The organism is Luteibacter sp. NPDC031894, from assembly GCF_050273135.1.
Classification (GTDB): domain Bacteria; phylum Pseudomonadota; class Gammaproteobacteria; order Xanthomonadales; family Rhodanobacteraceae; genus Luteibacter.
Window position 1 is genome coordinate 1 of the sequence record NZ_JBNNMV010000007.1, and the last position, 26,132, is coordinate 26,132.

30 protein-coding genes are annotated in these 26,132 nt (G+C 66.9%); 9 read left to right on the top strand and 21 right to left on the bottom strand.

The features are described from left to right. From ACQKIE_RS16250 to ACQKIE_RS16280, 7 genes are all read left to right on the top strand, one after another. On the top strand, positions 1-842 hold an 842-nt coding region (locus ACQKIE_RS16250; RefSeq protein ID WP_427461004.1), incomplete at its 5' end, for a dATP/dGTP pyrophosphohydrolase domain-containing protein. Then, positions 839-1,120, top strand: a complete 282-nt coding sequence (locus ACQKIE_RS16255) for a hypothetical protein (RefSeq protein WP_427461006.1) — start codon at positions 839-841, stop codon at positions 1,118-1,120. The genes ACQKIE_RS16250 and ACQKIE_RS16255, both read left to right, overlap by 4 nt. A 2-nt stretch (positions 1,121-1,122) precedes the next feature. Then, on the top strand, positions 1,123-1,593 hold the full coding sequence (locus ACQKIE_RS16260) for a DUF1643 domain-containing protein (RefSeq protein WP_427461352.1): 471 nt from the start codon (positions 1,123-1,125) through the stop codon (positions 1,591-1,593). Then, positions 1,593-2,015: a hypothetical protein gene (locus ACQKIE_RS16265; RefSeq protein WP_427461007.1), complete on the top strand. Its 423-nt coding sequence runs from the start codon at positions 1,593-1,595 to the stop codon at positions 2,013-2,015. Before ACQKIE_RS16260 ends, ACQKIE_RS16265 begins: the two co-directional genes overlap by 1 nt. After that, positions 2,015-2,362: a hypothetical protein gene (locus ACQKIE_RS16270; RefSeq protein ID WP_427461010.1), complete on the top strand. Its 348-nt coding sequence runs from the start codon at positions 2,015-2,017 to the stop codon at positions 2,360-2,362. Before ACQKIE_RS16265 ends, ACQKIE_RS16270 begins: the two co-directional genes overlap by 1 nt. Continuing rightward, positions 2,359-2,574 (top strand): hypothetical protein, encoded by a 216-nt coding sequence (locus ACQKIE_RS16275; RefSeq protein WP_427461012.1) that lies wholly within the window; start codon positions 2,359-2,361, stop codon positions 2,572-2,574. Before ACQKIE_RS16270 ends, ACQKIE_RS16275 begins: the two co-directional genes overlap by 4 nt. After that, entirely contained in the window at positions 2,571-3,725 is a 1,155-nt protein-coding gene (locus ACQKIE_RS16280) for a site-specific integrase (protein WP_427461014.1), read from the top strand. Before ACQKIE_RS16275 ends, ACQKIE_RS16280 begins: the two co-directional genes overlap by 4 nt. 163 nt (positions 3,726-3,888) lie before the next feature. Here the strand turns inward: ACQKIE_RS16280 and queC are convergent, their stop codons facing one another. The 19 genes from queC to clpB all read right to left on the bottom strand — a co-directional run bounded on the left by queC (position 3,889) and on the right by clpB (position 22,014). Next, positions 3,889-4,572: a 7-cyano-7-deazaguanine synthase QueC gene (queC, locus tag ACQKIE_RS16285; protein WP_427461016.1), complete on the bottom strand. Its 684-nt coding sequence runs from the start codon at positions 4,570-4,572 to the stop codon at positions 3,889-3,891. A 15-nt stretch (positions 4,573-4,587) separates the two neighbouring features. After that, on the bottom strand, positions 4,588-5,280 hold the full coding sequence (gene queE, locus ACQKIE_RS16290; protein WP_427461018.1) for a 7-carboxy-7-deazaguanine synthase QueE: 693 nt from the start codon (positions 5,278-5,280) through the stop codon (positions 4,588-4,590). A 4-nt stretch (positions 5,281-5,284) separates the two neighbouring features. Further along, entirely contained in the window at positions 5,285-6,136 is an 852-nt protein-coding gene (gene ybgF / locus ACQKIE_RS16295; protein WP_427461020.1) for a tol-pal system protein YbgF, read from the bottom strand. Between the two features lie 3 nt (positions 6,137-6,139). Next, positions 6,140-6,649, bottom strand: coding sequence for a peptidoglycan-associated lipoprotein Pal (gene pal / locus ACQKIE_RS16300; protein WP_427461022.1), 510 nt, complete (start codon positions 6,647-6,649; stop codon positions 6,140-6,142). Between the two features lie 244 nt (positions 6,650-6,893). After that, the gene (gene tolB / locus ACQKIE_RS16305) at positions 6,894-8,210 is read right to left on the bottom strand and encodes a Tol-Pal system beta propeller repeat protein TolB (RefSeq protein ID WP_427461024.1); all 1,317 of its coding nucleotides are present in this window, start codon (positions 8,208-8,210) and stop codon (positions 6,894-6,896) included. Positions 8,211-8,336: 126 nt separating this feature from the next. Continuing rightward, positions 8,337-9,281: a cell envelope integrity protein TolA gene (locus ACQKIE_RS16310; RefSeq protein WP_427461026.1), complete on the bottom strand. Its 945-nt coding sequence runs from the start codon at positions 9,279-9,281 to the stop codon at positions 8,337-8,339. Further along, positions 9,268-9,711, bottom strand: coding sequence for a protein TolR (tolR, locus tag ACQKIE_RS16315; protein WP_306849581.1), 444 nt, complete (start codon positions 9,709-9,711; stop codon positions 9,268-9,270). Before tolR ends, ACQKIE_RS16310 begins: the two co-directional genes overlap by 14 nt. Before the next feature lie 15 nt (positions 9,712-9,726). Further along, positions 9,727-10,410, bottom strand: coding sequence for a protein TolQ (tolQ, locus tag ACQKIE_RS16320; protein WP_427461029.1), 684 nt, complete (start codon positions 10,408-10,410; stop codon positions 9,727-9,729). A 30-nt stretch (positions 10,411-10,440) separates the two neighbouring features. Then, positions 10,441-10,845 carry a tol-pal system-associated acyl-CoA thioesterase gene (gene ybgC / locus ACQKIE_RS16325; protein ID WP_427461031.1) on the bottom strand — a complete coding sequence of 135 codons (405 nt, stop codon included), beginning with the start codon at positions 10,843-10,845 and terminating at the stop codon, positions 10,441-10,443. Then, entirely contained in the window at positions 10,842-11,882 is a 1,041-nt protein-coding gene (gene ruvB / locus ACQKIE_RS16330) for a Holliday junction branch migration DNA helicase RuvB (RefSeq protein WP_427461033.1), read from the bottom strand. Before ruvB ends, ybgC begins: the two co-directional genes overlap by 4 nt. A gap of 114 nt (positions 11,883-11,996) precedes the next feature. Further along, on the bottom strand, positions 11,997-13,898 hold the full coding sequence (locus ACQKIE_RS16335; RefSeq protein WP_427461036.1) for a potassium transporter Kup: 1,902 nt from the start codon (positions 13,896-13,898) through the stop codon (positions 11,997-11,999). Positions 13,899-13,900: 2 nt separating this feature from the next. Beyond that, positions 13,901-14,497 carry a Holliday junction branch migration protein RuvA gene (ruvA, locus tag ACQKIE_RS16340; protein WP_427461038.1) on the bottom strand — a complete coding sequence of 199 codons (597 nt, stop codon included), beginning with the start codon at positions 14,495-14,497 and terminating at the stop codon, positions 13,901-13,903. Then, positions 14,494-15,015 (bottom strand): crossover junction endodeoxyribonuclease RuvC, encoded by a 522-nt coding sequence (gene ruvC / locus ACQKIE_RS16345; RefSeq protein WP_427461040.1) that lies wholly within the window; start codon positions 15,013-15,015, stop codon positions 14,494-14,496. Before ruvC ends, ruvA begins: the two co-directional genes overlap by 4 nt. Before the next feature lie 18 nt (positions 15,016-15,033). Next, a complete protein-coding gene (locus ACQKIE_RS16350) occupies positions 15,034-15,777 on the bottom strand; it encodes a YebC/PmpR family DNA-binding transcriptional regulator (RefSeq protein WP_427461042.1) in 744 nt (247 codons plus the stop codon). Between the two features lie 150 nt (positions 15,778-15,927). After that, positions 15,928-16,554 carry an esterase/lipase family protein gene (locus ACQKIE_RS16355; protein WP_427461044.1) on the bottom strand — a complete coding sequence of 209 codons (627 nt, stop codon included), beginning with the start codon at positions 16,552-16,554 and terminating at the stop codon, positions 15,928-15,930. A 13-nt stretch (positions 16,555-16,567) separates the two neighbouring features. Beyond that, the gene (gene aspS, locus ACQKIE_RS16360) at positions 16,568-18,340 is read right to left on the bottom strand and encodes an aspartate--tRNA ligase (RefSeq protein ID WP_427461046.1); all 1,773 of its coding nucleotides are present in this window, start codon (positions 18,338-18,340) and stop codon (positions 16,568-16,570) included. 75 nt (positions 18,341-18,415) lie between these two features. Beyond that, positions 18,416-18,958, bottom strand: a complete 543-nt coding sequence (locus ACQKIE_RS16365; protein WP_427461048.1) for a DUF3011 domain-containing protein — start codon at positions 18,956-18,958, stop codon at positions 18,416-18,418. A 93-nt stretch (positions 18,959-19,051) separates the two neighbouring features. Then, complete coding sequence (locus ACQKIE_RS16370) at positions 19,052-19,354, bottom strand: FmdB family zinc ribbon protein (protein WP_427461050.1); 303 nt, start codon at positions 19,352-19,354, stop codon at positions 19,052-19,054. 77 nt (positions 19,355-19,431) lie between these two features. Next, entirely contained in the window at positions 19,432-22,014 is a 2,583-nt protein-coding gene (gene clpB / locus ACQKIE_RS16375; RefSeq protein WP_427461052.1) for an ATP-dependent chaperone ClpB, read from the bottom strand. A gap of 153 nt (positions 22,015-22,167) precedes the next feature. Here clpB and otsB point away from each other — a divergent pair, with 153 nt between their 5' ends. Together otsB and otsA are read left to right on the top strand one after the other, a co-directional pair. Next, positions 22,168-22,941 (top strand): trehalose-phosphatase, encoded by a 774-nt coding sequence (gene otsB / locus ACQKIE_RS16380; protein ID WP_427461054.1) that lies wholly within the window; start codon positions 22,168-22,170, stop codon positions 22,939-22,941. After that, positions 22,938-24,356 (top strand): alpha,alpha-trehalose-phosphate synthase (UDP-forming), encoded by a 1,419-nt coding sequence (gene otsA / locus ACQKIE_RS16385; protein WP_427461056.1) that lies wholly within the window; start codon positions 22,938-22,940, stop codon positions 24,354-24,356. Before otsB ends, otsA begins: the two co-directional genes overlap by 4 nt. Here the strand turns inward: otsA and pgeF are convergent. Further along, positions 24,353-25,093, bottom strand: coding sequence for a peptidoglycan editing factor PgeF (gene pgeF / locus ACQKIE_RS16390; protein WP_427461058.1), 741 nt, complete (start codon positions 25,091-25,093; stop codon positions 24,353-24,355). The genes otsA and pgeF overlap by 4 nt on opposite strands. Before the next feature lie 2 nt (positions 25,094-25,095). Then, on the bottom strand, positions 25,096-26,070 hold the full coding sequence (rluD, locus tag ACQKIE_RS16395; protein ID WP_427461060.1) for a 23S rRNA pseudouridine(1911/1915/1917) synthase RluD: 975 nt from the start codon (positions 26,068-26,070) through the stop codon (positions 25,096-25,098). Between the last annotated feature and the right edge of the window lie 62 nt (positions 26,071-26,132).

Sequence of the window (26,132 nt, forward strand, 5' to 3'; positions counted from 1 at the left end):
GGGCCGACCATCCGGCCAATACCGTGGGTCACATCTTCACGCCTCTCGTGATTGGTGGACAGCCGAAGCCCGAGCAGGCGGTGGGCGATGGGGTGTATGCGCAGGTGCAAGCCAGTGACGGTCGGAAATCTACGGTTGAGGTCGAAGCGTGGGAGCAGTTCGCTCGCGAGAAAGGCTTGAACATGGCGGAGCATCCGCTGCACTACCTGTTCCTCGACGAGAAGACCAGCACGGCACGTCAGGCATGGTCGGCTGCAATCCGCTTCGTCCTCGATGCCCCGCGCCCGGCTGTCGCCACGGCTGGGGATGGGGTGGCGTTCAATTTCGCGGCGCATCTGCAAAGACAACGGGATTGGTCGGGAAAGACGTTCGGCCCCGGTTCGCGCTCGCAGGGCGTGGTCGATCACATTCGCAAGGAATTGAAGGAAATCGAGGCGGATCCAGGCGACCTTAAGGAATGGATCGACGTGGTGATCCTTGCCCTCGACGGCGCGTGGCGATCTGGTGCGCAGCCTCAGGAAATCATCGACGCCCTGGTTTCCAAGCAAACGAAGAACGAGGGTCGCGTATGGCCGGACTGGCGCACCGCTGACCCGAATAAAGCCATCGAACATGATCGCTCGCACGACGCCCTCGCCTCTCGCCCCGTGGAAGCTGCGCAGGGTGGGGTTCCGGAGGGGTGGGAGTCAAAGCCTCGCGAACCCACGCCTGAAATGCTCAAGGCGTGCGACACCGTCATCCAGGGCTACGGCGCGAAACTGGTTTGGCAGCGCATGTACGACGCCGCGCCGGAGGTGCCAGCAACCACCCGTGATGCGGGTGATGGGGAGGTTCGGTCGTGAACCAGGTGATCGTATTCCCCCGCGGCCAGCTGTCAGCCGAGGACAAGGCCAGCATGCGCGACGCGGGCATCGTGGCTGTTGAAGCTGACGATCCGTCGAAAGTGGTGACAGTGATCCCGGTCGCCCCGTCGGCGCCGATGGCAACCCCGGACGACTTCACGATGAGCCTGCTCGGCGCATTGGATGACGATGCTTTCGGGTATGGGCAATGTCGCGCCATCAAAGAACTACACCGCCGCATGCTGGCCCGCGAGAAGGCCAAGGCGGTGCAGTCGTGAAGATGACCGCGATCCTCAGCCCATGTGGCCAGTACCGTTACGCCCTGACGCGGACGTGGGACGAGGCGCTGCCGGTGCTCGTGTTCTGCATGCTCAACCCGAGCACGGCGGACGCCAGCCAGGACGACCCAACAATCCGGCGCTGCATCGGCTTCGCGAAGCGCGAGGACTGCGGCGGCCTCGCCGTCGTGAACCTCTTCGCCTGGCGCGCCACCCACCCGGACCACATGCCCATCCTGGACATCGACAAGACGGGGCCCGACAACCATCACCACGTGGCCGAGGTTGTACGAGGGCGGCGCGTGGTGGTGGCCTATGGCGCCCACCATGCCGCTCACCCGTTCGTGGTCACGCCCCTGCTCGAGGTGCTTCGGCAGCACGCCACGAGCCTGCATCACCTGGGAACGACGAAGGCCGGTGCTCCGCGCCACCCTCTCTACGTGCGCGGCGATGCCCCGCTGGTGGAATTCTGATGCCGATCAAGCCAGAGAACCGCGACCGCTATCCCGCCAACTGGTCGACCGAGATCCGGCCAGCCATCCTCAAGCGCGCCGGCGACCGATGCGAGCGCTGCAAGGCGAAGAACGGGCACGTCATCTGCCGAGAAATGAGCGGCGCGACCTACATGGTCGACGACGGGTACGTCTTCAGTTCCGAAAATGGCGATTGCCTGGGTCGCGCACGCGTGACCGACTACCCCGCCGGCCGGTACATCACTGTCGTCCTGACGATCGCGCACCTCGACCACCAGCCCGAGAGCTGCGATCCGAACAACCTGCGAGCCTGGTGCCAGCGGTGCCACCTCGCCTACGACAAAGACCACCATGCCGTGACTCGGCGCGCCACGATCGCGGCGCGCAGAGCGTCCGGTGACCTATTCCAGGAGGCAGGCTGATGGGCTGGTCCCTCGGTTACGACGAGAACTGGAGCCGGGACGTGGGCTACGGCGTGCCAGCCACCTGCGACCATCCTGGCTGCGGCGCCAGCATCGATCGCGGGCTGTCGTTCGTCTGCGGTGGCGCACCGTTCGGCGGTGAGCACGGCTGCGGCCTCTACTTCTGCGGCGCGCACCGGCACATCGCTGCTGACCGCCGCGACAACGCCCCGCTGTGCACGCGCTGCTACTGGGGCAAGCCCAACCCGTATAACCCCACGCCGGACGTGCCGGAGTGGATCGAACACAAGGCCACCGACCCGAGCTGGGCGGAATGGCGAGCGGAACAGGAGGCGGCGAAGCCGTGAGTAGCAACTCCCACATCATCGACGCGGCCGAGCTACGCCGCCTGTCCGGGCTCCAACAGCCGGCGGCGGTGAAGCGGTGGGCCAGCACCCAGGGCATCCGCGTGCGCGACGGTGCCGAAGGGCCCTGGACGACCGTCGAGGCGATCAATGCCGCGCTGGGGGTAGGATCTGCCGGCAACGACGACGCCTACCGCCCAGAGGACCTGCTGTGACGCGTGGAAGGCCCCGCAAGCGGGACAAGACCATTCCGGAGCACATCGACCAGCGGAAGCTGCCTGTCGGCTGCTACTGGGACGCGCGCGATCGGGTCTGGTACACGATTCACCGGGACCCTAAGCCGCGGCGCCAGAAGGTCGCTGCGGCCGATGCGCTGATGTCCGACCTGCATTTGGCGATGGAGGCAATCCGCGGCGTGAACCGTAAGAGCCTGGGGTGGCTGGTCGACCAGTACCACGAGAGCCACGTCTTCGCGGCCCTCAGCGAACGCACCCGCGCCGACTATGCTCGGCAGCGGGCGATCGTCCGGACCCTCACATTGAAGGACGGGAGCACGCTGGCCAGCCTGGATTATGGGCGGCTCAACACGGTCTTCTTCCAGCGACTCGTGGACAAGATCGCTGGCGAGGGCACGCCAACGAAGGCGAACCACTTGATGCGCTACCTACGCCTGGTCTATTCGTGGGCCGTACGCCGCGGGTATGTGCCGGCCAACCCGGTGAAGGGAACGAAGGAAGCGAAGGAGCGCCAGCAGCGTCGCCTGCCGAAGCCGGATGTGATGGCCGCGCTCGTCAGGATGGCGTACGAAGGAAGCCAGCGCCAAGCGCACACCGAGGGCAGTTGTCCGCCCTACCTATGGGCCGTTGCCGACATTGCCTACCTCTGCCGACTGCGCGGCATCGAGGTCGTGACGCTCACCGAGGACCATGCTCTCGAGGCGGGCGTGCGCACGAACCGGCGCAAGGGCAGCCGCGACAACATCGTCGCCTGGACACCTCGGCTGCGAATGGCCTGGGACGCGCTCATCCGCTACCGCGATGGAATATGGCGGAAGCGCGGCACGCCCGTGCCTATCCGCGCCGAAGACCGCCCACTGGTCGTTGCCGCGCACGGCGGTGCCATCACGAAAAGCGGCCTCGATTCCGCTTGGCAACGTATCAAGGCGCGCGCCCTCGCGGAAAAGCTGCTCGACGAGAGAGACTGGTTCGGCCTGCATGACCTGAAGCGCCGCGGCGTCACCGACACCGCCGGAAACCGCGCCGACAAGCAGGAGGGAAGCGGCCACCGAACCGAGTCGATGATGGACGTCTACGACCTCAGCTTGCCCGTGGTGCCGGCCGCCGGATCGGCCAAAATCACCCCGTAAAATTCCCGCGCAAGTTGCTGATCAGCTTGGCATGGAAGGGCCGAAAACCCGTAAAAATAACGCTCGTAAGTTTGCGGATTCCTTGTAGCGAGCAGCGGACTTTTAATCCGTAGGTCGCCGGTTCGAATCCGGCACGACCCACCATTCGCGGCTCCCGGACGCCTTACGCGTAGCGCGTGGGGTCCGCAACGCCGGCCTTGGCGAAGCCCTCGGCACGTAAACGGCAGGCATCGCAATGCCCGCAGGCGCGGCCTTCCGCATCGGCCTGGTAGCAGCTGACGGTTTCGGCGAAATCCACGCCCAGCCGCATGCCCTCGCGCACGATGTCGCCTTTGCCCATCTGCATGAGCGGCGCATGGATGCGGATGCCCGCGCCTTCCACACCCGCTTTAGTGGCGACGTTGGCGAGGGTCTGGAAGGCGTCGATGAAGGCGGGACGGCAATCGGGGTAACCGGAATAGTCGACGGCGTTGACGCCACAGAAGATGTCGTTCGAGCCGAGCACTTCGGCCCAACCCAGCGCGATCGACAGCATGATCGTGTTGCGCGCTGGCACGTAGGTGACGGGGATGCCTTCGCCGCCGTCTTCGGGTACGTCGATATCCGCAGTTAGCGCGGAGCCGCCGATGCTACGCAGGTCGACGTGCACCGTCTTGTGCACGACGGCGCCAAGCATGGTGGCCACGCGCTCGGAGGCTTCCAGTTCGGAACTGTGGCGCTGGCCGTACGCGACGCTGAGCGCGTACACGTCGAACCCTTGCTCGCGCGCCATGGCGATCGTGACAGCCGAATCCATGCCGCCGGAAACGAGGATGACGGCTCTGCGGGGAGTGTTCGGAACGTTCATGCGATTACCCTGGAATCAATGGCCCGCGGCGTCGTTCCAGAGCAGCTTGTGCAGTTGCAGCTGGAAACGCACGGGGAGGCGTTCGGCGAGGATCCATTCGGCCAGTTCGCGCGGTTCGACTTTCGACCATACCGGCGAGAAGAGGACCATCGCCTTGCGGTCGAGCGCGTGCTCGCGCACGACGTCGCGCGACCATTCGAAGTCGGCGCGGCTGGCGATGACGAACTTCACCTGGTCGTGTGGCAGCAAGTGCGCAAGGTTCGACCACAGGTTGCGCGCGCTTTCGCCGGAATCGGGCGCCTTGAGGTCCATGACCTTGCGCACCCGCGAATCCACCTGGGATACATCGAGGGCGCCGGACGTCTCGAGCGATACCTCGTACCCCGCGTCGCACAGCTTGCGCAGCAGGATCAGGCAGCGCTTCTGCGCCAGGGGCTCGCCACCGGTCACGCATACATGATGCGCGCCGTGGCTGGCCACCTCGGCGAGGATCGCATCGATGTCGTGCCACTGGCCGCCGTGGAAGGAGTACTCGGTATCGCACCACACGCAGCGCAGCGGGCAGCCGGTGAGGCGCACGAAGACGGTCGGCCAGCCAATGGCGTCCGCTTCGCCCTGCACGGAGTGGAATATCTCGGTGATGCGCAGCCGCTCCCGGACGGGCGTGGCCGGCGAGACGTCCGCCGGCGTTGCGGTACTGCCGTTCATGGGATCAGTTGGCCGTCTGGCGCTGCAGGCGGCGCAGGCGTTCCTGTGCGAGGCCGGCGGCCTTCGTTCCCGGATACTTGGCGCTGACCTGCTTCAGCGTGGCGATGGCGGCGTCCTGCTGCTTCAGTTCGATCTGGCAGTAACCGACCTTGAGCAGGCCGTCGGAGACCTTGTCGCTCTGCGGGTACTGCTTCACGAGGCGCTGGAAGGCCTCGATCGCCACGGGGTAATTCATCGTCACGTAGTAAGACTCGCCGAGCCAGTAGTAGGCGTTCGGCGCGAGCGGGCTGTCCGGATACTTCACCAGGAAGTCGCGGAAGCCGCGGGAGGCCGTGACGTAATCGCCCGCGCGCAGCGACTTGAACGCGGCGTCGTAGGCAGCTTGCTGTTCGGTGCTCGGCGGCGTGGCCGGCGCGCCGCCCGGCGCGGCGGGAGCGGTCGCGGGAGCGGCCTGCGCGGCGGCGGGCGCTGCCGCGGACGGCGCGGAAGGGGCCGGCGTGGTGGCCGAGGCGGCGGGCTGGCCCTGCGGCGCCCCACCCTTCTCGATGCGGCCCAGTCGCGAATCGATGTCCGCGTACTGCGCCTTCTGGGAATCCTGGAGTTGCTGGTTCTGGTGCTGCAGTTCTTCGATCTGGCCCTGCAACTGCGACAGCTGCTGCTGCAGGTCGTTGACCTGGTTCACGAGCGACGTCGTACCGGCCTGCGCCTGCGACTGCTGCTCGAGCCGCGACACGCGGTCGGCGAGGCTGAGGCGGGTGTCCTGGGCGGCGGCCGGCAGAGCAAAAAGCGTGGCGGACGCGATTGCGCCCGCCACGCCAAGCCTGGCCATGATGCTGGTAGCCAGAGTCTTCTTCATCACTTACTTCGCGGTGTAGACGATCTCAACGCGACGGTTCTTGGCCCAGCAGTCTTCGTTGTGCTCGCGGCAGGTCGGCTTTTCCTTACCGTAGCTGGTCACGTTGACCTGGCCAGCCGAACCGCCAGCCGCCTGGAGGGCGCTGGAGACGGCATTGCCGCGGCGCTCGCCGAGGCCCAGGTTGTACTCACGCGTACCGCGCTCGTCGGTGTTGCCCTCGAGGGTCATCGCCGACTGCGGACGGTCCTGCAGGTACTTGGCGTGGCAAGCGATGATCTGCTGGAACTCCGGCTTGACGTCGTTCTTGTCGAAGTCGAAGTACACGACGCGCTGACGCAGGCAAGCGTCGGTGTCGAGATCGGACGGCTGGTACTTGCCATCGCTGGTCGGGGCCTGGGTCTGGGCGACCGGCTGCTGTTCCGGCATCGGAGCCGGCTTGGTGTTCTTCTTCGAGCACGCGGCGGCGCCAACGCAAAGCAGGGCAGCCAGGGTGACGGTAACGGTCTTATTCATGGGACGTTCCTTCAACAGTTGAGTTCCGACAGTCGGTTTTCGGTTTCGGGACAGGCACCGCCGGTTGTCCGGCTGTTTTTCTACTTACATCTACGCCGACGGGGCGCTGTCCCGCGCCCGGCGCCTTCGCTCCGGCCACCGCCCGAGAGGCAGTCGCCGAAAAACCTGCGTCCGCGGAAAAGGCGCGGCCACGCCGCGCCCCTCCCTGGACGTTGCCAATGTCGCCGCCCGGCAGGGCGCGCCATCAGCGCTGTCGATAGGGTCCCCAGGACGGCTCACGCACGTCGCCGTCCGACAGAACGAGACGCTGGCGCACGAGGCCATCGGCTGAAACCGCGTACAGGACGCCACGCGTACCCTGCGATGCCGCATAGAGCAGCATGCTGGCGTTGGGCGCGAAGCTGGGCGAATCGTCCACGTTACCCGGGGATACGAAACGCACCTGGCCTCCCAGACTACGGTCCATGATGGCGATACGATACACGTTCCCGTTGCCCTGCACCATCGCAATCTGCTTGCCGTCGAAGCTCACCGAGGCGCTGGCGTTGAAGCCGCCCTGGAAGGTGAGCCGCTGGGCGGAGCCGCCGGACGCCGACATCTGGTAGAGCTGCGGCTTGCCGGAACGATCGGAGGTGAAAATGATGCCCTGGCCATCCGGCGTGAAGGTCGGCTCGGTGTCGATCGCGAAATTGTTGGTGACCCGGGTTTCCGTCCGGCTGGCCACGTCGATGACGAAGATCTCCGGATTGCCCACGTAGGACAGGCTCACGGCGAGCTTGCTGCCGTCCGGCGACCAGGACGGCGCGCTGTTGATGCCGCGCGGATGCGAGGCGATCAGGCTGCGCGACCCGGTGGAGATGTTCTGCACATAGACCTGCGAGTTACCGCTCTCGAAGGACACGTAGGCGATCTTGCTGCCGTCCGGCGACCAGGCGGGGCCGAGCAGCGACTCACGCGAACGGGCCACGACCTGCGGATTGAACCCGTCGGAGTCGGCCACGATCAGCGAATAAGTGGTGTTATTACCGGTACCCACCGCCGTGATGTAGGCGATGCGGGTCCAGAAGGCGCCGCGCACGCCGGTGATCTTTTCGTAGATCTGGTCGGCGATCTGGTGGGCCACGCCACGCAGGTCGCCCGCCGGGGCCGTGAACGACTGGGCGAGCAGGCTCTGCTGCCGGTTCACGTCCCACAGTTCGTACTCGACCTTGAGCATGCCGCCACCGGCATCGCTGATGCGGCCGATGGTCACGTAGTCCTGCTTGAGCAGGCGCCACGTGGCGAACTTGATCTCGGAGCCCTGCGACGGGGTCTCGACGATGTCGTTCTTCGCCAGGGAGCGGAATTTGCCGGAACGGTTGAAATCCGCGCGGATGACGTCGGCGACGTCCGTCTGCAGCGGGGCACCGCCCGCCTGGGCGAAGGGGACGACGGCGATGGGAATGGCCGTCTTCAGTCCGCCGACGATTTCCACGTTGAGCGACTGGGCGGCAGCCGGGCCGGCCACGAGGGCGGCCAGGGCGGCCAGGAGGAGGACGAGTCGGGAAAACGTTCTGCGCATGGGCGGGTTCATTGCGGCCTGGGAATGAGGGACAGCGGCGAAATGTTAACGCGATGGTCACCTCGTGAGTGACCGGAATCTGAACCGCCCCTGCCCCGGCACAAGGCCGGGACGGGGCGCGCTACATCATTGCGGCCTGAACGTGAACGTTAGGTTGCGCTGGAAAACATCTTCGAAGCCCTGGTAGGGCAAGGGCTGGGCGCGCAACACGGCGTTCTCGACCGAGGCGCGACCGGCGGCGTCGTACGGGCAAGTCGAATCCACCTTGGCGCTCAGCACCTGGCCACCCGGCACCTGGACGATGTGCACGACGCATGCGGTCGCCGGCATGCTCTCGGGCCTCAGCCAGTTCTGCGTCACCGAATTCTGGATCGCGGCGAGGTACTGGCCCAGCTTGCCGGTGTCGCGTCCATTGGTGCCCGACTGCTTCTGGTCGGCCGGCGGCAGGTCCGGCAAGCCGTCGTCCTTGGCGTTCTGCAGGTCCTTCAACTGCTGCTCGGCCTGCTTCTTCGTGGTGTCGGCCTTTTTCGTCTGCGCCTTCGCCGCGTCGAGCTGCTTGAAGATGTCGTCGATTTCCTTCTGCTTCTCTTTCTTCTTCTGCTCCTGCTCCGCGTCCAGCTCCGCCTGGCGCTGGCGCTGCTTCTCTTCCTGCAGGCGCTTGGCGTCCTCGGCCTTCTGGACGGCGTCGTCGACGACGTGCTCCTGGTCCTTGAGGTCCGGCTGCTTCGGCGGCGGCGGAAGGGTCTCGACCTTCGGTTTTTCCGGCTGCGGCGGAGGCGGTGTCGGCACCACGGGCGGTGGCGGCGTCGTATTCGGCACCGGCTTGGCCTTGGTCGCCTTCGGCGGCGGGCTGCCGGTCGGACCGACCAGGGTTGCCTCGATGATCTGACCCGGCAACTCGAGGGGCGCCGGGCACTTCAGCGGATTCCACTCCGCCGGCACGCCCAGGGCCTCGGCCCATTTCTCGTAATCCGAGCACGGAATGATCGCGAGGCCCAGGAAGGCCACGATGCCGATGTGCAGGAGCGCGGCGAGGACGACCGCGCGGGGCGTGCCGTTACGGTTTTCCATTCTGCGCCGACTGCGGCTGGCTCATCAGGCCGATCTTGGAGACGCCCGCTTCCTGGAGGATCGGGAGGATCGAATACACCTTGCCGTAGCCCACGCGCTGGTCGCCCGCGACCAGGACCTGGAGTTCCGGATTGGCGTTATGGAAGGCCGTGATCTTGGTCCTGAACTCGTCGGCGCTCACCGGCTCGCGCTTGGCGCCGTTGGCGGTGAGGTAAATCTGGCCGGCTTCGTCGACGGACACCACGATGGGATCTTTCTTGTCCTGCAAGGACTTGGCGTTGGTCTGCGGGAGCTGGATGTCCACGCCGAGGTTCATCATGGGCGTGGTGACCATGAAGATGATCAGCAGCACGAGCATCACGTCGATGTAGGGCACGACGTTGATCTCGGATTTCAGCTTCCGCTTGTGCCGGCGGTAGACGTTGCGCATGGCCATCGTTCCGGCTCAGACCGTTTCGTCGGAGTGGATCTGACGTTGCAGCACGGACGAGAACTCTTCCTGGAATACCTCGTACCGCGACGCGATGCGCTCCACCTTGTTGGCGTAACGGTTGTAGGCCCAAACGGCCGGGATGGCCGCGAACAGGCCCATCGCGGTGGCGATCAGCGCCTCGGAAATGTGCGGCGCGACCACCGAGATGGTGACGTCCTTCATCTCGCCCAGGCCCTGGAAGGCGCCCATGATGCCCCAGACGGTGCCGAACAGGCCCACGTAGGGGCTGATCGAGCCGACGTTGGCGAGGAATTCGAGGTTCTGCTCGAGCTTGCCGATCTCGCGGGTGCCGGCCACGCGCATGGCGCGTTCGGAACCCTCCATCACGCGGTTAGGGTCGGTGACACGACGCTGGCGCTGGCGGGCGAATTCACGGAAACCGGCCTCGAAGACGTTTTCGATGCCGTGCTGGCCGTCGCGGTTGCCCACTTCGCGAAACAGGGCGGCGAGGTCGCCACCGGACCAGAAACGGTCCTCGAAGGTCTCGGCGTTGTCATGCGCCGTCTTCAGCTGGCTGTACTTGCGGATGATGATCACCCAGGACAGGAACGAGAACACCAGCAAGAGGAGCATCACCAGTTGTACGGGCAGGCTCGCTTCCGACACCAGCTTGAAAATGTTCAGTCCACCGTTCATCGCTTGAGGGCTCTCCGCCGGTTTCTGGCTTCAGGTAATAGGGTTGTCGTTGGAAAACAGGTCCGCGGGGATCTGCGCCGGGCGCATCGTGTCGAGGTTGACGCAGGCCACCCGGACCCTTGCGCGAACCAGCGCCGCCTCCCCCCGCACGATCTCCTGACCGAACAGCATACTGGCTGAACGGCGCTCTTTGACGCTTACGGTGACCCGGAGTTCATCATCCAGACGGGCCGGACGGTGGAAATCGAGTTGCATGTCGCGGACCACGAAGCCCAACGAGGTCGTTTCGCGAAGGGCGAGCTGGTCGATGCCCTGGGCACGTAACCACTCGCTGCGTGCGCGTTCCATGAAGCGGAGGTAGTTCGCGTGGTAGACGACACCACCGGCGTCGGTGTCTTCCCAGTAGATCCGCACGGGCCAGCTGAAAACGCTCATGCCTCGTCCGAAAACAGGTCCGGGGTGGCGGCCTGCCGGGGCGGAGGGGTCAGGCCCAGGTGGCGCCATGCCTTGGCCGAGGCCATGCGGCCGCGCGCCGTCCGGATCAGGTAGCCCTGCTGGATGAGGTAGGGCTCGACCACGTCCTCGAGCGTGCCGCGGTCCTCGCTGAGCGCCGCGGCCAGCGACTCCACGCCCACGGGGCCGCCGTCGAAGTTCTCGATGATGATCCCCAGGAGACGCCGGTCGAGGTCGTCGAAACCCTCGGCGTCCACCTTGAGCATGGTCGTCGCTGCACGGGCGAGGTCATGCGTGATCCGTCCGTCGCCACGGACCTCGGCGAAATCGCGCACGCGACGAAGCAGGCGATTGGCGATGCGCGGCGTGCCGCGCGACCGCCGGGCGATCTCCACAGCGCCTTCCAGTTCGCATTCGATGCCGAAGATACGCGCGGCGCGGCGCACGATCGCCGTGAGCTCGTCGACGCTGTAGAACTCCAACCGCTGGATGATGCCGAAGCGATCGCGCAGGGGCCCCGTGAGGAGCCCGGCCCGCGTGGTCGCGCCGATCAGGGTGAACGGCGGCAGGTCGAGCTTGATCGAGCGCGCGGCGGGGCCCTCGCCGATCATGATGTCGATCTGGAAATCCTCCATCGCCGGGTAGAGGACTTCCTCGACCACGGGCGACAGGCGATGGATTTCGTCCACGAACAGCACGTCGTTCGCCTCGAGGTTGGTCAGCAGCGCCGCCAGGTCGCCGGCGCGCTCCAGGACCGGCCCCGAGGTGGAGCGCACGCTTACCCCGAGCTCGTTCGCAATCACATGCGAAAGCGTGGTCTTGCCCAGGCCGGGCGGCCCGAAGATGAGGGTATGGTCCAGCGCGCCCCCACGCCGCCGCGCCGCCTCGATATAGATGGCCATCTGCTCGCGCACCGTCTGCTGGCCAAGGTACTCGGCCAATCGCTTCGGACGGATGCTGGCCTCCAGGGCCTCGTCGTCCATGGCGGCTGCGGAGGAAATGATGCGGTGTTCGGACATGGGCGGGATTATGGCAGGTCTGGGCAGCGGGACGGGTGCCAGCCCTTGTGTTGTGGGAAGCGCACCAGCGCGCTTCCCACAGGAATATTCAGCGGCCCGCAGAGGCGGGGCGACTCATATCTCGACTTGCGCGCCCAGTTCGATCAGGCGGTTGCCCGGGATCTGGAAGAAGGCCGTGGCGGGCATCGCGTTGCGCGCGAGGAAGGCGAACAGCTTGTCGCGCCACAGGGCCATGCCGGGACGGCGGACATCGGCGACGATGGTTTCGCGGGACAGGAAGAACGTCGTGTCCATCATGTCGAAGTCCAGCCCGAGCGCGCCGACGCGGGAGAGCGACACGGGAATGTTCGGGTCCTCCGCGAACCCGTAGCGAAGTTGCAGCCCGTAGAAGCCACTGCCGTACTCGATCACTTCCATACGCTCGTCGTGGTCCGCCACGGGCGTCTCGAGCATTTCCACGGTCAGCAGGACATTGCGCTCGTGGAGCACCTTGTTGTGTTTCAGGTTGTGCAGCATCGCGTGCGGCACGGAATTCTGGTTCGCCGTGAGGAACACGGCCGTGCCCGGCACGATCAGCGGCGGATGGTCCGCGATGTTCGCCACGAACGGCTCGAGCGCCAGGCCCGATTGCTTGATCTCGCGGACGACGAGGTCCCTGCCCCGGCGCCAGGTCGTCATCACCGTGAAGATGATCACGCCCAGGACGAGCGGGAACCAGCCGCCGTGGGCGATCTTGAGGGCGTTCGCCCCGAAGAACGACAGGTCGGTGATGAGGAAGATGACGCCCACGGTGATGACCGCGGACCAGTGCCAGTGCCAGCGCCGACGCGCGACGACCAGGGCCAGCAACGTCGTCATCGTCATGGTGCCGGTCACGGCGATGCCGTAGGCCGCGCCGAGGTTGTTCGAGGAACGGAAGCCGATCACCGCGAGGAACACCAGGACCAGCAGGAGCCTGTTCACCCACGGCACGAAGATCTGGCCGGACATCTCGTGCGACGTATGCACCACGGGCATGCGCGGCGAATACCCGAGGGACATCGCCTCGCGCGTCATCGAGAAGGCCCCGGAGATGACGGCTTGCGAGGCGATGATCGCCGCCATCGTCGCCAGTGCCACCATCGGATACAGCCACTCTTCCGGCACCATCCGGTAGAACGGATTCTCGATGGCACTGCGATCGTGCAGCAGCAGCGCGCCCTGGCCGAAATAGTTGATCAGCAGTGCCGGCAGCACGAAACCGAACCACGCCAGGCGAATCGGGCGCTTGCCGAAGTGACCCATGTCCGCGTACAGCGCTTCCGCGCCGGTGAGCGCGAGGACGACACCGCCCAGCGCGATGAAGGACATCTTCCCGTATTCGCGGAAGAAGGTGACCGCGTACCAGGGATTCAGCGCGACCAGCACCTGTGGGTGGGCCACCAGCTGGCGCAGGCCCAGGAAGGCCAGGACCAGGAACCACAACACCATGACGGGAGCGAACGCCTTGCCCACGATGTTCGTGCCGTGGCGCTGCACGGCGAAGAGCACGAAGATGATGACGAGACAGATCGGCAGCACGTACGTGTCGAGTTGCGGCGCGGCGATCTCCAGGCCTTCCACGGCCGAGAGCACCGAGATGGCGGGCGTGATCACGCCATCGCCGTAGAACAGCGAGGCGCCGAAGATGCCGATCGCCGCCAGGACCCAGCGCGCCCGCGGCGAGCCGCTGACACTGCGCTGCGCCAGCGCCATCAGCGCCATGATGCCGCCCTCTCCCTTGTTGTCCGCACGCATGACGAAGGTGACGTATTTCAACGACACCACCATGATCAGCGACCAGAAGATCAGCGACAGCACGCCGAGCACGGCGTCCGGGTGCGGCGTCATGCCGTGCGTGCCGAGCGTTTCCTTCATCGCATACAGCGGGCTGGTACCGATGTCGCCGAAGACGACGCCGATCGCGCCCAGCGCGAGCGCGCCGAGTCGCCGGCTATGCGCGTTCTGGAGATCGTCGCCCTGGTTTTCCGTCTTCACTTTCAACCTCCGAGCGCCGCGCGCAGCGCCTTGCGGATGATGGCCTCGGCGGAGTCGCCGTCCGCGGCGGCCTTCTGGACCAGCCGCGACGCCTCCACGGGCTTGTAACCGAGTTGCTGCAAGGCGACCGTGGCCTCGCCGACCGGATCCACAGGCGCGGCCTCGCCCACGATGCTGGACGGCAGGCGCACGCCCACCGCGTCCACGCGGTCGCGCAGTTCCACCACCATGCGTTCGGCGGTCTTCTTGCCGATGCCGGGAATCTTGGTCAGCGCCACGACGTCACCCGCGTGCACCAGGCGCGCGAGTTCGTCCGTGGCGACGCCGGAAAGGACGGCCAGCGCGATCTTCGCGCCGATGCCGCTCACCTTGATCAGGTTGCGGAACATGGCCCGCTCGGACTCGCGAAGGAATCCGTACAGCGCCACGCCGTCTTCCTTCACCGCGTAATGGGTGAGAAGGGTCACTTCCTTGCCCGTGGCGGGCAAGTCGTAAATGGTCGACATCGGTGCATCGACGTCGTAACCCACGCCACCCACCTCGATGAGGAGCGAGGGAGGCTGCTTGCTTACGAGAGTGCCACGCAGGCGGCCGATCATCGGCGACGTCTCCATGCCGTGCGGGGGATGCCCACGCGTTCGATGCTGGAACGGGTGTGCGCATGGGCGATGGCGATCGCCAACGCGTCGGCGGCGTCCGCCTGCAACGGACCCTTGATGCCGAGGATCATCCCGATCATGTGCTGGACCTGGGCCTTATCGGCGCGGCCGGTACCGACCACCGCCTGTTTCACCTCGGTCGCTGCATATTCGTGCACGACGATTCCCTGGCTGACCACGGCACATACGGCCGCGCCGCGCGCCTGGCCAAGTTTCAGGGCCGAGTCCGCGTTGCGCGCCATGAACACGCGCTCGATCGCGGCTTCCGCCGGACCGTGCTCGCCGATGATGCCGCACAGTTCGTCAAAGATGCGTTTCAGGCGCAAGGGAAAGCTGGCCTCGCCCCCGACCACCAGCGCGCCGTGCCAGACGTGGCTCACCGCGCCGCCGTCCGCCACGTCGATGACACCGACGCCGGTACGCTGGCTGCCCGGGTCGATGCCGAGGATACGGATCATGGAGGCGCCGACGGGGCCTCAGCCCTCGTCGTGGGCCGGCAGGACGGCGTTGTGGTAGACCTCGTCCACGTCGTCGAGCGAATTCAGGCGTTCCAGCAGTTTCTCGAACTGCTCCAGCGCTTCGCCGGTCGGCGTGACCAGCGGGCCGTTCGGGCGCATGACCACGTCGGAGCCTTCGATGTCGAAGCCCGCGGCGGCCAGCGCCTTGCGCATGGCTTCCACCGCGATGGGATCCGACGCGAGCAGCACCGTGCCGACGCCGTTCTCGATCACGATGTCCTCGGCGTTGTTCTCGATGGCGGCTTCTTCCAGCCTGGCCTCAACATCGGCATCGCCACCGGTGTGCACCACGACCTGGCCCACGCGGGTGAACTGGAAGGCCACCGAGTTGGTGGTCCCCATGTTGCCGCCGAGCTTGTTCAGCGCGGCGCGCACGTCGGCCACGGTGCGGGTCTGGTTGTCGGTGACGCAATCGATGATCAGCGCGGTGCCCGCCGGGCCATAGCCCTCGTAGCGGATCTCGTGCATGTCCGCGCCGCCCTCGGCACCCGAGCCGCGCTTGATGGCGCGCTCGATCGTGTCCTTGGTCATGTTGGCCGCGAGGGCCTTGTCGACGGCGGCGCGCAGGCGCGGGTTGCCGTTCGGGTCGGGCACGCCGCCGCGCGTGGCGATGGTGATTTCGCGGATCAGCTTGGTGAACACCTTGGCGCGCTTGGCGTCTTCGGCGTTCTTGCGACCTTCGATGGACGGGCCTCTACCCATGTTCGATTCCTGGACATACCGGACGGACAGGGGCGGGATTCTAGCGTAGGAAGGCGCTTTATGTGGGAGCCGCTTCAGCAGCGATGGACGCGTGAGGCGTGTTTGCCCGCTGCCGCGGGATCGCCGACAGGGTCGGCTCCCACCGCGGCTTCACGCGTCGAAGCGCCCTTCCCTGAGAAAAAACGCCGCCTGGCGAGCCACGTCCGCCGAGACCAGCATGCCCGTGTGGCTGGTTTCCAGGACGCAATGGGCGGTCAGGCCGGGCAGCCGGGTCTCTTCCACGCCCACCGAACCGTCGTGTTCGACGCCGACGTCGCCCACCAGCGAGCCCAGCCCCACCGGCTGGCGGCCGGCGATGACACCCACTTCGCGCAGGCCGTCCCAGCGGTCGAGGCCGTGTTCGAGCAGCTCCTTCGAGCGCCCCAGCAACATGTCGCCGCCCCAGCGATGGGTGAGACCGCGCGCCGCGCCGCTGCCGTTGAGTGGCGAGCCGAGGCAGACGATCCGCCCGTCGGGGAGGTCGTCGTCGCGGCAGGCCAGCAGGGCGAGGATGCCGCCCAGGCTGTGCCCGACGACATGGACGGGCCCCGGCGCCAGGGCGCGAATGCGTTTGCGCAGCCGGGTGATCGCCTGTTCCGGCGGCGCGGCCACGCTCATGTATTCGAACTGGTGGACCTCGAAGCCTTCCTCGCGGAGGCGCCGGTTGAGCATCGCCATGGCGAAGCCGCGCATCCACAGGCCATGCAGCAGCAGGACATGGACCTGGGAAGTTGTCATCGGACCATCCGGATCAGGCTTTCGCCGGCTCCGCGGCGGCCACGCGGACGTGCAGTTCCTTGAGCTGCGGCTCGGACACCGTGGACGGCGCGTCGGTCATGAGGTCCTGCGCGCTGGTGGTCTTCGGGAAGGCGATGACGTCGCGGATGGATTCCGTGCCCGCCATCAACGCAGCAATGCGGTCGATGCCGAAGGCCAGGCCACCGTGCGGGGGCGCGCCGAGACGCAGCGCCTTCAGCAGGAAGCCGAACTTGGCCTCCGCCTCGGCCTCGCCGATGCCGAGCAGATCGAACACGGCGCTCTGCATGTCCGGACGATGGATACGGATGGACCCGCCACCGATCTCGTTGCCGTTGAGGACCATGTCGTAGCCGCGGCTCACCGCCACGGCCGCGTTGGCGCGCAGCTCCGCGATGTCGTCGACCTTCGGCGCGGTGAACGGATGGTGGAGCGCCACGAAGCGCTTTTCTTCCTCGTCGTACTCGAACATGGGGAAGTCCGTAACCCACAGCGGTTTCCAGCTGTTTTCGACCATGCCGCGATCGCGGCCCAGCTTGATGCGCAACGCGCCCATGAAATCGGTGACCGTCTTCCAGGCGCCGGCACCGAAGAACACGATGTCGCCCGTCCCGGCGCCCGTCAGCTTCAGCACCTGCTCGAGCGCGGCGTCGTCGAGGAACTTCGCCACCGGCGAGTTGATGCCGTCGCGGCCCTTGGCCAGGTCTTCCACCTTCAGCCAGGCGAGGCCCTTCGCGCCGTACCGGCTGGCGTACTCGGTCAGGCCATCGATGTCCTTGCGGGAGAGGTCCGTCGCTCCCGGCACGCGGAGTGCGGCGACGCGGCCGGCGGGATCGTTGGCCGGGCCGGAGAACACCTTGAATTCCACGTGCTTCACCGCGTCGGCGATGTCCACGAGCTCGAGCGGGATGCGCAGGTCGGGCTTGTCGGAACCGAAGCGCCGCATGGCCTCTTCATAGGTCATCCGCGGGAAGCTCGCGTCGAGTTCCACGTGGCGCACTTCGCGGAAGACGTGGCGGATCAGGTCCTCGACGAAGTCCTGCACGTCGCGTTCCTCGACGAAGGCGAACTCGAGGTCGAGCTGGGTGAATTCCGGCTGCCGATCGGCGCGAAGGTCTTCGTCGCGGAAGCAGCGGGCGATCTGGTAGTACCGGTCGAAGCCGGCCACCATCAGGATCTGCTTGAACAGCTGGGGCGACTGCGGCAAGGCGTAGAACTGTCCCGGATGCACGCGGCTCGGCACGAGGTAATCGCGCGCGCCCTCGGGCGTGGCCTTGGTGAGGATCGGCGTCTCGATGTCCTGGAAACCCGCCGCGTCGAGGTAGCGACGCAGCTCGCGCACCAGCGCGGTGCGCGTGCGCATCATCTTCTGCATGTCCGGACGGCGCAGGTCGAGGTAGCGGTAAGTCATCCGCAGGTCCTCGTTGGGCGATTCGTGCAGCGCGAACGGCAGGTCGCGCGCCGCGTTGAGGATCTCGACCTTGTCCGCCAGGACCTCGACCGTGCCGGTCTTGAGCTTGTCGTTGGCGGACAGGCGCTTGCGGACCTGGCCGGTGACCTTCACCACGAATTCGTAACCAAGATCGCCGGCGACGGCGAAGGCCGCGGCGTTGTCGCGTTCGATCACCACCTGGGCGAGGCCCTCATGATCGCGGAGGTCGACGAAGGCCACATGGCTCTGGAGGCGAAGGGTGTTGACCCACCCGCAGAGGGTGACGTCCTGGCCAATCAGCGACTCGTCGATGAGTCCACAAAGGTGGGTGCGCATGCGCTTGGAACTCTGGGGAAAAGACCCCGGATCGTACCACGAGCCGGGGTCCCGATAGGGCCGGAAGCCGCTCTCTCAGCGGCCTATCGCGAACTTGCCGCGGCAACCGTGATCCGCCCAGATGCCGTCGCGGGTGAAGCCGTAGCTGTAGCCCTCGCGGCAATTGCTCTGCGAGGTCTGCTCCACGAGGCGGGCACCGCGGCCGATCGGCCAATGGCAGAACACGCGCTTGTTGTCGTTGCTGTCGCAGGACACGATGCGGCCGTCGCCGCCACCGGGACCGCCGCCCCAACCCGGACGATGGCCGTCATGGTCGTCCCAGTCCGGGCGACCGCCGCCGCCCCAACCGCGCGCCTCCTGGAAAATGCCGCGGCAGCCGTCGTCGACCCACAGGCCGCCCCGATCGATGTCCCAGGTGCGACCGCGGATGCACGCCGTCTTGGAATCCTGCCGGACGAGCCGGGCGTCGCGCCAGGGAACCCGGCAGTAGGACCTGCGGCCGTTGTCGCTGTAGCAGTTGACGGTGTCGCCACCGCGCTGGGCGTGCGCCACCTGCGGCGCCGCGAAGGCCACCGCGCCGAGCGCCACGGCAGCCGCCAGTCCCAGAATGCTTTTCATGCCCCTGCCTCCGATGTGTGTGGCGCCAACTTATCGGAGGAAACCGCAACGATGTTTGAACGGATCGAAAGAACCTGTGGCGACCCGCGACAATCAGCTTGTCGACGAGGTTCCGGATGCCGGGGCCGGCGTGGGCGCCGGGGCGGCTGCAGGTGCCGGAGCCGGAGCCGGCGCGCCCGACGATCCTTCGGCGAGGTTCCGCTTCTTGTCGCCGTCCTTCTTGAAATCCGTCTCGTACCAGCCGCTGCCGGCGAGGCGGAACTGCGGCGCGCTCAGCATCCGGCCCACGCGGGGTTCGCCACAGCTCGGGCAGGTCTCGGGGTCCGGGTCGGACATCTTCTGCAGTCGGTCGAAGCGGTGGCCGCAGGCCTGGCACTGGAATTCGTAGATGGGCATGGGTCAAGCATCCTGGGTGTTTCAGCCGGGGAATTATGGTGATTTCCAGTAGGAGCCGCCATGGCGGCTCCTACCCTTCAGCTCGCCGTGAACGTGAGGTGGTTGCCGTCGGAGTCCACGCGGATGGTCTGGCCAGGCGAGAAGGCGCCCTGCAGGATGCGCTGCGCCAGCGGATTCTCCAGCTGCTGCTGGATGGCCCGCTTCAGCGGCCGTGCGCCGTACACCGGATCGAAGCCCGCGCTGCCGAGCAGGTCGAGCGCCTTCTCGGTGAGGTCCAGCGACAGCTGCCGGTCGGCGAGGCGACGGGCCAGGTAATCGAGCTGGATGCGCGCGATCGAACGGATCTGTTTCTTGTCCAGCGGACGGAACACGACGAGGTCGTCCAGGCGGTTGATGAACTCCGGACGGAAATGCGCCTGCACGACGCCGAGTACCGACGCCTTCATCTGCAGGTAGTCGGCCTCACTGTCGCCGGCCTGCTCCTGGATGAGGTTCGAGCCCAGGTTCGAGGTCATCACGATGACGGTATTGCGGAAGTCCACCGTGCGACCCTGGCCGTCCGTGAGGCGACCGTCGTCGAGCACCTGCAACAGGATGTTGAAGACATCCGGGTGCGCCTTCTCCACTTCGTCCAGCAGGATCACGCTGTACGGGCGACGACGCACCGCCTCCGTGAGGTAACCGCCCTCTTCGTAACCCACGTACCCCGGCGGCGCGCCGACGAGACGGCTCACGGAGTGCTTCTCCATGAACTCGCTCATGTCGATGCGGACCATGGCGTCCTGCGTATCGAAGAGGAAATCCGCCAGTGCCTTGCACAATTCCGTCTTGCCCACGCCTGTGGGACCAAGGAACAGGAACGAACCGTAGGGACGGTTCGGGTCGGACAGGCCCGCGCGTGCACGGCGGATCGCGTCGGAAACCGCGCGCACCGCTTCGTCCTGGCCCACGACGCGGCCATGCAGCGCCTCTTCCATGTGCAGCAGCTTCTCGCGCTCGCCTTCGAGCATCTTCGCCACCGGAATGCCCGTCCAGCGAGCCACGACCTCGGCGATCTCTTCCGCCGTGACGCGATCCTGCAACAGCGTGAAATCCTGCTTCTCCGCTTTCTGCGCGGCGGCAAGCTGGGTTTCCAGTGCCGGCAGGCGGCCGTATTGGATCTCGCTCATCGCGCCATAGTCCTGGCGGCGTTGCGCGGCTTCCAGCTCGAGGCGGGCCTGCTCGATCTGCTCCTTGATCTTGGTCGCGCCCTGCAGCGTGGCCTTCTCCGACTTCCACACCTCGTTGAGGTCGGAGAACTCGCGGTCGAGCTTCTCGATGTCGGCCTCGAGGGCGGCGAGGCGCTGCTTCGATTCCTCGTCCTGCTCCTTCTTCAGCATCTCGCGCTGGATCTTCAGCTGGATCAGGCGACGCTCGAGCCGGTCCAGCTCTTCCGGCTTGGAATCGATCTCCATGCGAATGCGCGACGCCGCCTCATCCATCAGGTCGATGGCCTTGTCGGGCAACTGGCGGTCGGGGATGTAGCGTGCTGACAAGGTGGCCGCGGCGACGATCGCGGGATCGGTGATCTCCACGCCGTGGTGCACCGCGTAGCGCTCCTTCAGGCCGCGCAGGATCGCGATCGTGTCCTCGACGCTGGGTTCGCCCACGAAGACCTTCTGGAAGCGCCGCTCGAGCGCGGCGTCCTTTTCCACGTACTTGCGGTATTCGTCGAGCGTGGTCGCGCCGATGCAATGCAGTTCGCCGCGCGCCAGCGCCGGCTTGAGCATGTTGCCGGCGTCCATCGCGCCGTCGGCCTTGCCCGCGCCGACCATCGTGTGCAGCTCGTCGATGAAGAGGATGACCCGCCCTTCCTGCTTGGAGAGGTCGCTCAGCACGGCCTTCAGGCGTTCCTCGAACTCGCCGCGGAACTTCGCGCCGGCGATCAGCGCGCCCATGTCGAGCGAGAGCACGCGCTTGTCGCGCAAGCCCTCGGGCACCTCGCCGTTCACGATGCGCTGCGCGAGCCCCTCGACGATCGCCGTCTTGCCGACGCCCGGTTCACCGATGAGCACCGGATTGTTCTTCGTGCGCCGTTGCAGGACCTGGATCGTGCGCCGAATTTCCTCGTCGCGGCCGATCACCGGATCGAGCTTGCCGATTTCGGCCCGCTCGGTGAGGTCGATGGTGTACTTCTCCAGCGCCTGGCGCTGCTCCTCGGCGTTCTCCGACTGCACCTTTTCGCCACCACGCAGCTTCTCGATGGCGGCTTCCAGGCGCTCCTTCGTCGCGCCGGCGGCCTTGAGCGCGCCGCCGGTCTCACCGCGATCGTCCAGCGCCGCCAGGACGAACAGCTCGCTGGCGATGAACTGGTCGCCGCGCTGCTGGGCCAGCTTGTCGGTGAGGTTGAGCAGGCGGTTGAGGTCGTTGCCGAGGCTGATGTTGCCTTCCTGGCCGCTGACCTTCGGCAGGCGATCGAGGATCTCGCCCAGGCGCTGGCGCAGCGCGGGCACGTTGACCTGGGCCTGGGTTAACAGGGGCGCGGTGGATCCGCCCTGCTGGTCGAGCAGCGCGGCAAGCAGGTGCACCGGCTCGAGGATGTTGTGGTCGCGGCCGACGGCCAGCGACTGGGCGTCGGCCAGCGCTTGCTGGAATCGCGACGTGAGTCTGTCCATTCGCATCGTGGTTGTCTCCGAAAGTGTCGGCGCGCCCCGGGGCCCTCCCCCGCGACCGCCTCTCTGGCGTACCAGATGCGGGTTCCCCGCCGCCCCTTCAACGGCCGGCGGCGGCATGAGGCAGCGGTTTTTTCACGGTACGGCATGCATCCTGAGGGGATGAACGACCTCCCGCGCCCGCCCGCCGACCTCGTCACGACCGCCACCGCGCTGTTCCTCGACGCGGACGGTACCCTGCTCGCCTTCGCCGATGATCCAGAGGGCGTCGTCGTCCCGGCCGGCATGCTCGAGACGCTGGACGCGATCCACGAGGCGCTCGGCGGCGCGCTGGCCCTGGTTAGTGGCCGGGCCATCGCGAGCCTCGACAGCATCTTCGGCCGCCCCCGCTGGGCCGCCGCGGGGCAGCATGGACTGGAGCGCCGCGACGCGGAGGGACGAACGGTGACCGTCCCCGTAGACGCGGACGAGCTGGCCCGCCTGCGCGCCACGGTGCACGCCGTCGCAGCCGACATGCCGAGCGTGCGCGTCGAGGACAAGAGCTGGTCGGTGGCCCTGCACTGTCGCGAGCATCCGGAATACACGCCGGAACTCGAGCGCGTCGCGCCGGCCATCGCCGCGCGCTTTCCAGGCTTCGAGCTCCAGCCGGGCAGCTACGTGTACGAATTCAAGCCGCGCGGCATGGACAAGGGCGTGGCGGTCGCGGCCTTCCTCGATGCACCGCCGTTCCAGGCCCGTCATCCCGTCTACCTCGGCGACGACCTGACGGACGAGCACGCCTTCGCCATGGTGAATGCACGCGGGGGCGCGTCGGTGCGTGTAGGTACAAGAACGCCCTCTTGCGCCGTGTTCACATTGTCTAGCCCGGCCGATGTCCATGCTTGGCTCGATTCCGTGAAAGCCGCATTGACGCAAGGAGCCGCAAGGAGACAATGAGTCGATTAGTCGTCATATCGAACCGCGTCGCGCTGCCGAAGCAGACACAGACGGGGGGATTGGCGTCCGCGATGAACGCGGCGCTGCAGGAAATGGGCGGCCTGTGGTTCGGATGGAGCGGCAACATCGCCGCCGAAACGGGCAAGGATCTGCACGAGGTCCAGGACGGACACATCAGCTACGCCACGATCGACATGTCCAAGGCGGACCATGACGACTACTACAGCGGTTTCGCCAATCGCGCGTTGTGGCCGCTGTTCCATTATCGCGGCGATCTCGTGGATTACCGTCGCGACCACCTGGAGGGGTACCTGCGGGTCAACCGCGCGTTCGCGAAGCGGGTGGCCAAACTCATCCGGAAAGACGACATCGTCTGGGTGCACGACTACCACCTGATCCCCCTCGCGGGCATGCTGCGCGAACTGGGTGTCGAGAACCGCATCGGTTTCTTCCTGCACACGCCACTCCCCGCTGCGGGACTGCTGATCACGCTGCCGCGCCATCGCGAGATCCTCGAGCCCCTGGCCGCATACGACCTCGTGGGCGTGCACACGCAGCGCGACCTGCGCGCGCTGGAGGATTATTTCCTGCACGAGCTCGGCGCCGCGATGCGCACCGGCGGCCGCATTCGCGCGGCAAACGGCCGCATCTTCCGGGCCGGCGTCTTCCCGATCAGCATCGACACCGCCGAGGCGGTGGAACTCGCCCATCGCGCGGAAGACAGCGGCGCCGTGGCGAAGCTGAAGGCGTCCATCGACGACCGCGCGCTGATCATCGGCGTGGATCGACTCGATTATTCGAAAGGCCTGCCGGAGCGCTTCGAGGGATTCGCCCGCCTGCTGCGCGACCACAAGGAAATGCGCGGCCGGGTTTCCCTCCTGCAGATCGCGCCGCCATCGCGCTCCGACGTGCCCGAGTACCGTTCGTTGCGCAGGGAACTCGAGCGCAGCGCGGGCCATATCAACGGGCAGTACGCGGAGCCGGACTGGGTGCCGATCCGCTATGTGAACAAGTCGTTCGCGCACAAGGTGCTGGCCGGCTACTTCCGGGTGGCGAAGGTCGGCCTGGTCACGCCGCTTCGCGACGGCATGAACCTCGTCGCCAAGGAATACGTGGCGTGCCAGGATCCGCAGGACCCGGGCGTCCTCGTGCTGTCACGCTTCGCGGGCGCGGCGCAGGAGCTGGACGCGGCCTTGCTGGTGAATCCCTCGGACCTCGACGAAGTATCGGAGGCGTTGAAGCGCGCCATGGAGATGCCGCTGAAAGAGCGGCGCATGCGCTGGCAGTCGATGATGGACGTGCTCGAACGCAACGACATCACCACGTGGCGCAATGCCTTCCTGCACGCGCTGACGGAACCGCCGAAGGTGAAGCCGGAGATCTACGTACCGTCGCCGATGACGGTGAGTCCCTAGCGCGTCCAGACCAGCGACGCGAAGCGTCCGCTGGACGCACCGTCGCGGCGGTAGGAATAGAGCCGTTTATCCCGGAACGTATCGAATCCGCCCCCGCTCACTTGCGTCACGCCCGCCGCGGCGAGCTTGCGCCGGGCCAGGACGTAAAGGTCGCAAAGCCAGTGTCCGGGACGGGTCGGCGTGAATGCCGTCTCGGCCCCGGTATCGGACGCCAGGAAGGCCGCACGCACTTCGTCGCCCACTTCGTACGACGGGCCGCCGATGGCCGGGCCGAGCCAGGCCATGACGGAGGCGGGTGGCGAGTCCATCCGGGCCACCGTGTTTTCCAGCACGCCGGCGGCGAGCCCGCGCCAGCCAGCGTGGGCCGCCCCGATCGTGCCGCCGTCCGCGCTGGCGAACAGCACCGGCAGGCAGTCGGCCGTGAGGATCGCCAGCACTTTCCCGGGCCCGTGGGCCACGGCCGCATCCGCCACCGGCTCGTCTTCCGTTGCCACGCCGGCATCGACGACCGCGGTCCCATGCACCTGGCGCAGCCACAGGGGTGGCCCCGGCAAATCGAGGGCGAGCGCCAGACTGACGCGATTCGCGGTCACCGCCAGGGGGTCGTCGCCGGAGCGCAGGCCGAGGTTGAGGGTGTCATACGGCGGTGCGGACGAGCCCGGACCGAGCCGGGTCGACACCGCGGCCCCGACGTTCGCCGGGGCGGTCCACTCCGGCACGATCCAGGCGTCGCCCATGGTCAGTCCTCGATCGGGTGCAGGGCCGTGTCGGCGCGCAGCGCCTCGATCAGGGCGTCCTGGTCGGCCGGACGCGGCGAGTCGAACTCGAGGTATTCCCCGGTGAGCGGGTGCTCGAACGCGAGTTTCTCGGCGTGCAGGGCTTGGCGGCGGAACCCGCGCAAGGCGTCGATGAGTTCCTGGCTCGCCCCGCGGGGCAGGCGCAGGCCGTTGCCGTAGAGCTGGTCCCCGACCAGTGGATGGCCCAGATGGGCCATGTGCACGCGAATCTGATGGGTACGGCCGGTCTCCAGGTTGCATTGGATGACGCTGTGGGCGCGGAAGCGCTCACGCACCCGATAATGGGTGACCGCTTCCTTGCCGCCGTCCTCGACGTCGCGGACGCCCTGCTTCAGGCGATCGTGCTGGTGCCGGCCGATCGGCTGGTCCACGGTGCCGCCGGCCACCATCGTGCCGAGCACCACCGCTTCATACTGGCGATGCACGTCGTGCCGGGCCAGCATGGCCACCAGGGCGGTGTGCGCGGCCATGCTCTTGGCCACCACCATCAGGCCCGCCGTATCCTTGTCGAGGCGATGCACGATGCCCCCGCGCGGCAGCTCGGCCAGCGTTGCGCTGTGGTGCAGCAGGGCGTTGAGCAGCGTGCCCGCCGGGTTGCCCGCGCCCGGGTGGACCACCAGGCCCACGGGCTTCTCGACCACCATGAGGTCGTCGTCCTCGTAGCGGATGTCCAGCGCGATGTCCTCGGGCTGGGCACGGACCTCGGCCTCCAGCTCGGCCTCCAGCGCCACCTGTTCCCCGCCGCGGACCAGGTGCCGCGGCGCCACGCGGGCGCCGTCCAGCAGGACCTTACCCTCCTTGATCCAGCCGGTGAGGCGGGATCGGGAGTAATCGGGGAACATCTCGGCCAGCGACTGGTCGAACCGCCGACCCGCTGCGGCCACCGGCACGGTGGCCTCGTGTCTGACCGTCGTCATAGCGCCTCGCCCGGCCCACGGCCGGTTTCGGCTATCATGCCTTTTCGCTCAAGCATCCGAAC

Coding starts and splice junctions, on each gene's coding strand:
- ybgF (WP_427461020.1), bottom strand. CDS start 6,136: ATGAAGAAGACTCTGGCTACCAGCATCATGGCCAGGCTTGGCGTGGCG.
- ACQKIE_RS16365 (WP_427461048.1), bottom strand. CDS start 18,958: ATGAAAAGCATTCTGGGACTGGCGGCTGCCGTGGCGCTCGGCGCGGTG.
- otsA (WP_427461056.1), top strand. CDS start 22,938: ATGAGTCGATTAGTCGTCATATCGAACCGCGTCGCGCTGCCGAAGCAG.
- ybgC (WP_427461031.1), bottom strand. CDS start 10,845: ATGAGCGTTTTCAGCTGGCCCGTGCGGATCTACTGGGAAGACACCGAC.
- ACQKIE_RS16370 (WP_427461050.1), bottom strand. CDS start 19,354: ATGCCCATCTACGAATTCCAGTGCCAGGCCTGCGGCCACCGCTTCGAC.
- tolQ (WP_427461029.1), bottom strand. CDS start 10,410: ATGAACGGTGGACTGAACATTTTCAAGCTGGTGTCGGAAGCGAGCCTG.
- queC (WP_427461016.1), bottom strand. CDS start 4,572: ATGAACGTTCCGAACACTCCCCGCAGAGCCGTCATCCTCGTTTCCGGC.
- ACQKIE_RS16265 (WP_427461007.1), top strand. CDS start 1,593: ATGCCGATCAAGCCAGAGAACCGCGACCGCTATCCCGCCAACTGGTCG.
- ACQKIE_RS16260 (WP_427461352.1), top strand. CDS start 1,123: ATGACCGCGATCCTCAGCCCATGTGGCCAGTACCGTTACGCCCTGACG.
- otsB (WP_427461054.1), top strand. CDS start 22,168: ATGAACGACCTCCCGCGCCCGCCCGCCGACCTCGTCACGACCGCCACC.
- pal (WP_427461022.1), bottom strand. CDS start 6,649: ATGAATAAGACCGTTACCGTCACCCTGGCTGCCCTGCTTTGCGTTGGC.
- ruvC (WP_427461040.1), bottom strand. CDS start 15,015: ATGATCCGTATCCTCGGCATCGACCCGGGCAGCCAGCGTACCGGCGTC.
- ACQKIE_RS16355 (WP_427461044.1), bottom strand. CDS start 16,554: ATGACAACTTCCCAGGTCCATGTCCTGCTGCTGCATGGCCTGTGGATG.
- tolB (WP_427461024.1), bottom strand. CDS start 8,210: ATGCGCAGAACGTTTTCCCGACTCGTCCTCCTCCTGGCCGCCCTGGCC.
- tolR (WP_306849581.1), bottom strand. CDS start 9,711: ATGCGCAACGTCTACCGCCGGCACAAGCGGAAGCTGAAATCCGAGATC.
- ruvB (WP_427461033.1), bottom strand. CDS start 11,882: ATGTCCGAACACCGCATCATTTCCTCCGCAGCCGCCATGGACGACGAG.
- aspS (WP_427461046.1), bottom strand. CDS start 18,340: ATGCGCACCCACCTTTGTGGACTCATCGACGAGTCGCTGATTGGCCAG.
- rluD (WP_427461060.1), bottom strand. CDS start 26,070: ATGACGACGGTCAGACACGAGGCCACCGTGCCGGTGGCCGCAGCGGGT.
- pgeF (WP_427461058.1), bottom strand. CDS start 25,093: ATGGGCGACGCCTGGATCGTGCCGGAGTGGACCGCCCCGGCGAACGTC.
- ruvA (WP_427461038.1), bottom strand. CDS start 14,497: ATGATCGGCCGCCTGCGTGGCACTCTCGTAAGCAAGCAGCCTCCCTCG.
- ACQKIE_RS16350 (WP_427461042.1), bottom strand. CDS start 15,777: ATGGGTAGAGGCCCGTCCATCGAAGGTCGCAAGAACGCCGAAGACGCC.
- clpB (WP_427461052.1), bottom strand. CDS start 22,014: ATGCGAATGGACAGACTCACGTCGCGATTCCAGCAAGCGCTGGCCGAC.
- queE (WP_427461018.1), bottom strand. CDS start 5,280: ATGAACGGCAGTACCGCAACGCCGGCGGACGTCTCGCCGGCCACGCCC.
- ACQKIE_RS16270 (WP_427461010.1), top strand. CDS start 2,015: ATGGGCTGGTCCCTCGGTTACGACGAGAACTGGAGCCGGGACGTGGGC.
- ACQKIE_RS16310 (WP_427461026.1), bottom strand. CDS start 9,281: ATGGAAAACCGTAACGGCACGCCCCGCGCGGTCGTCCTCGCCGCGCTC.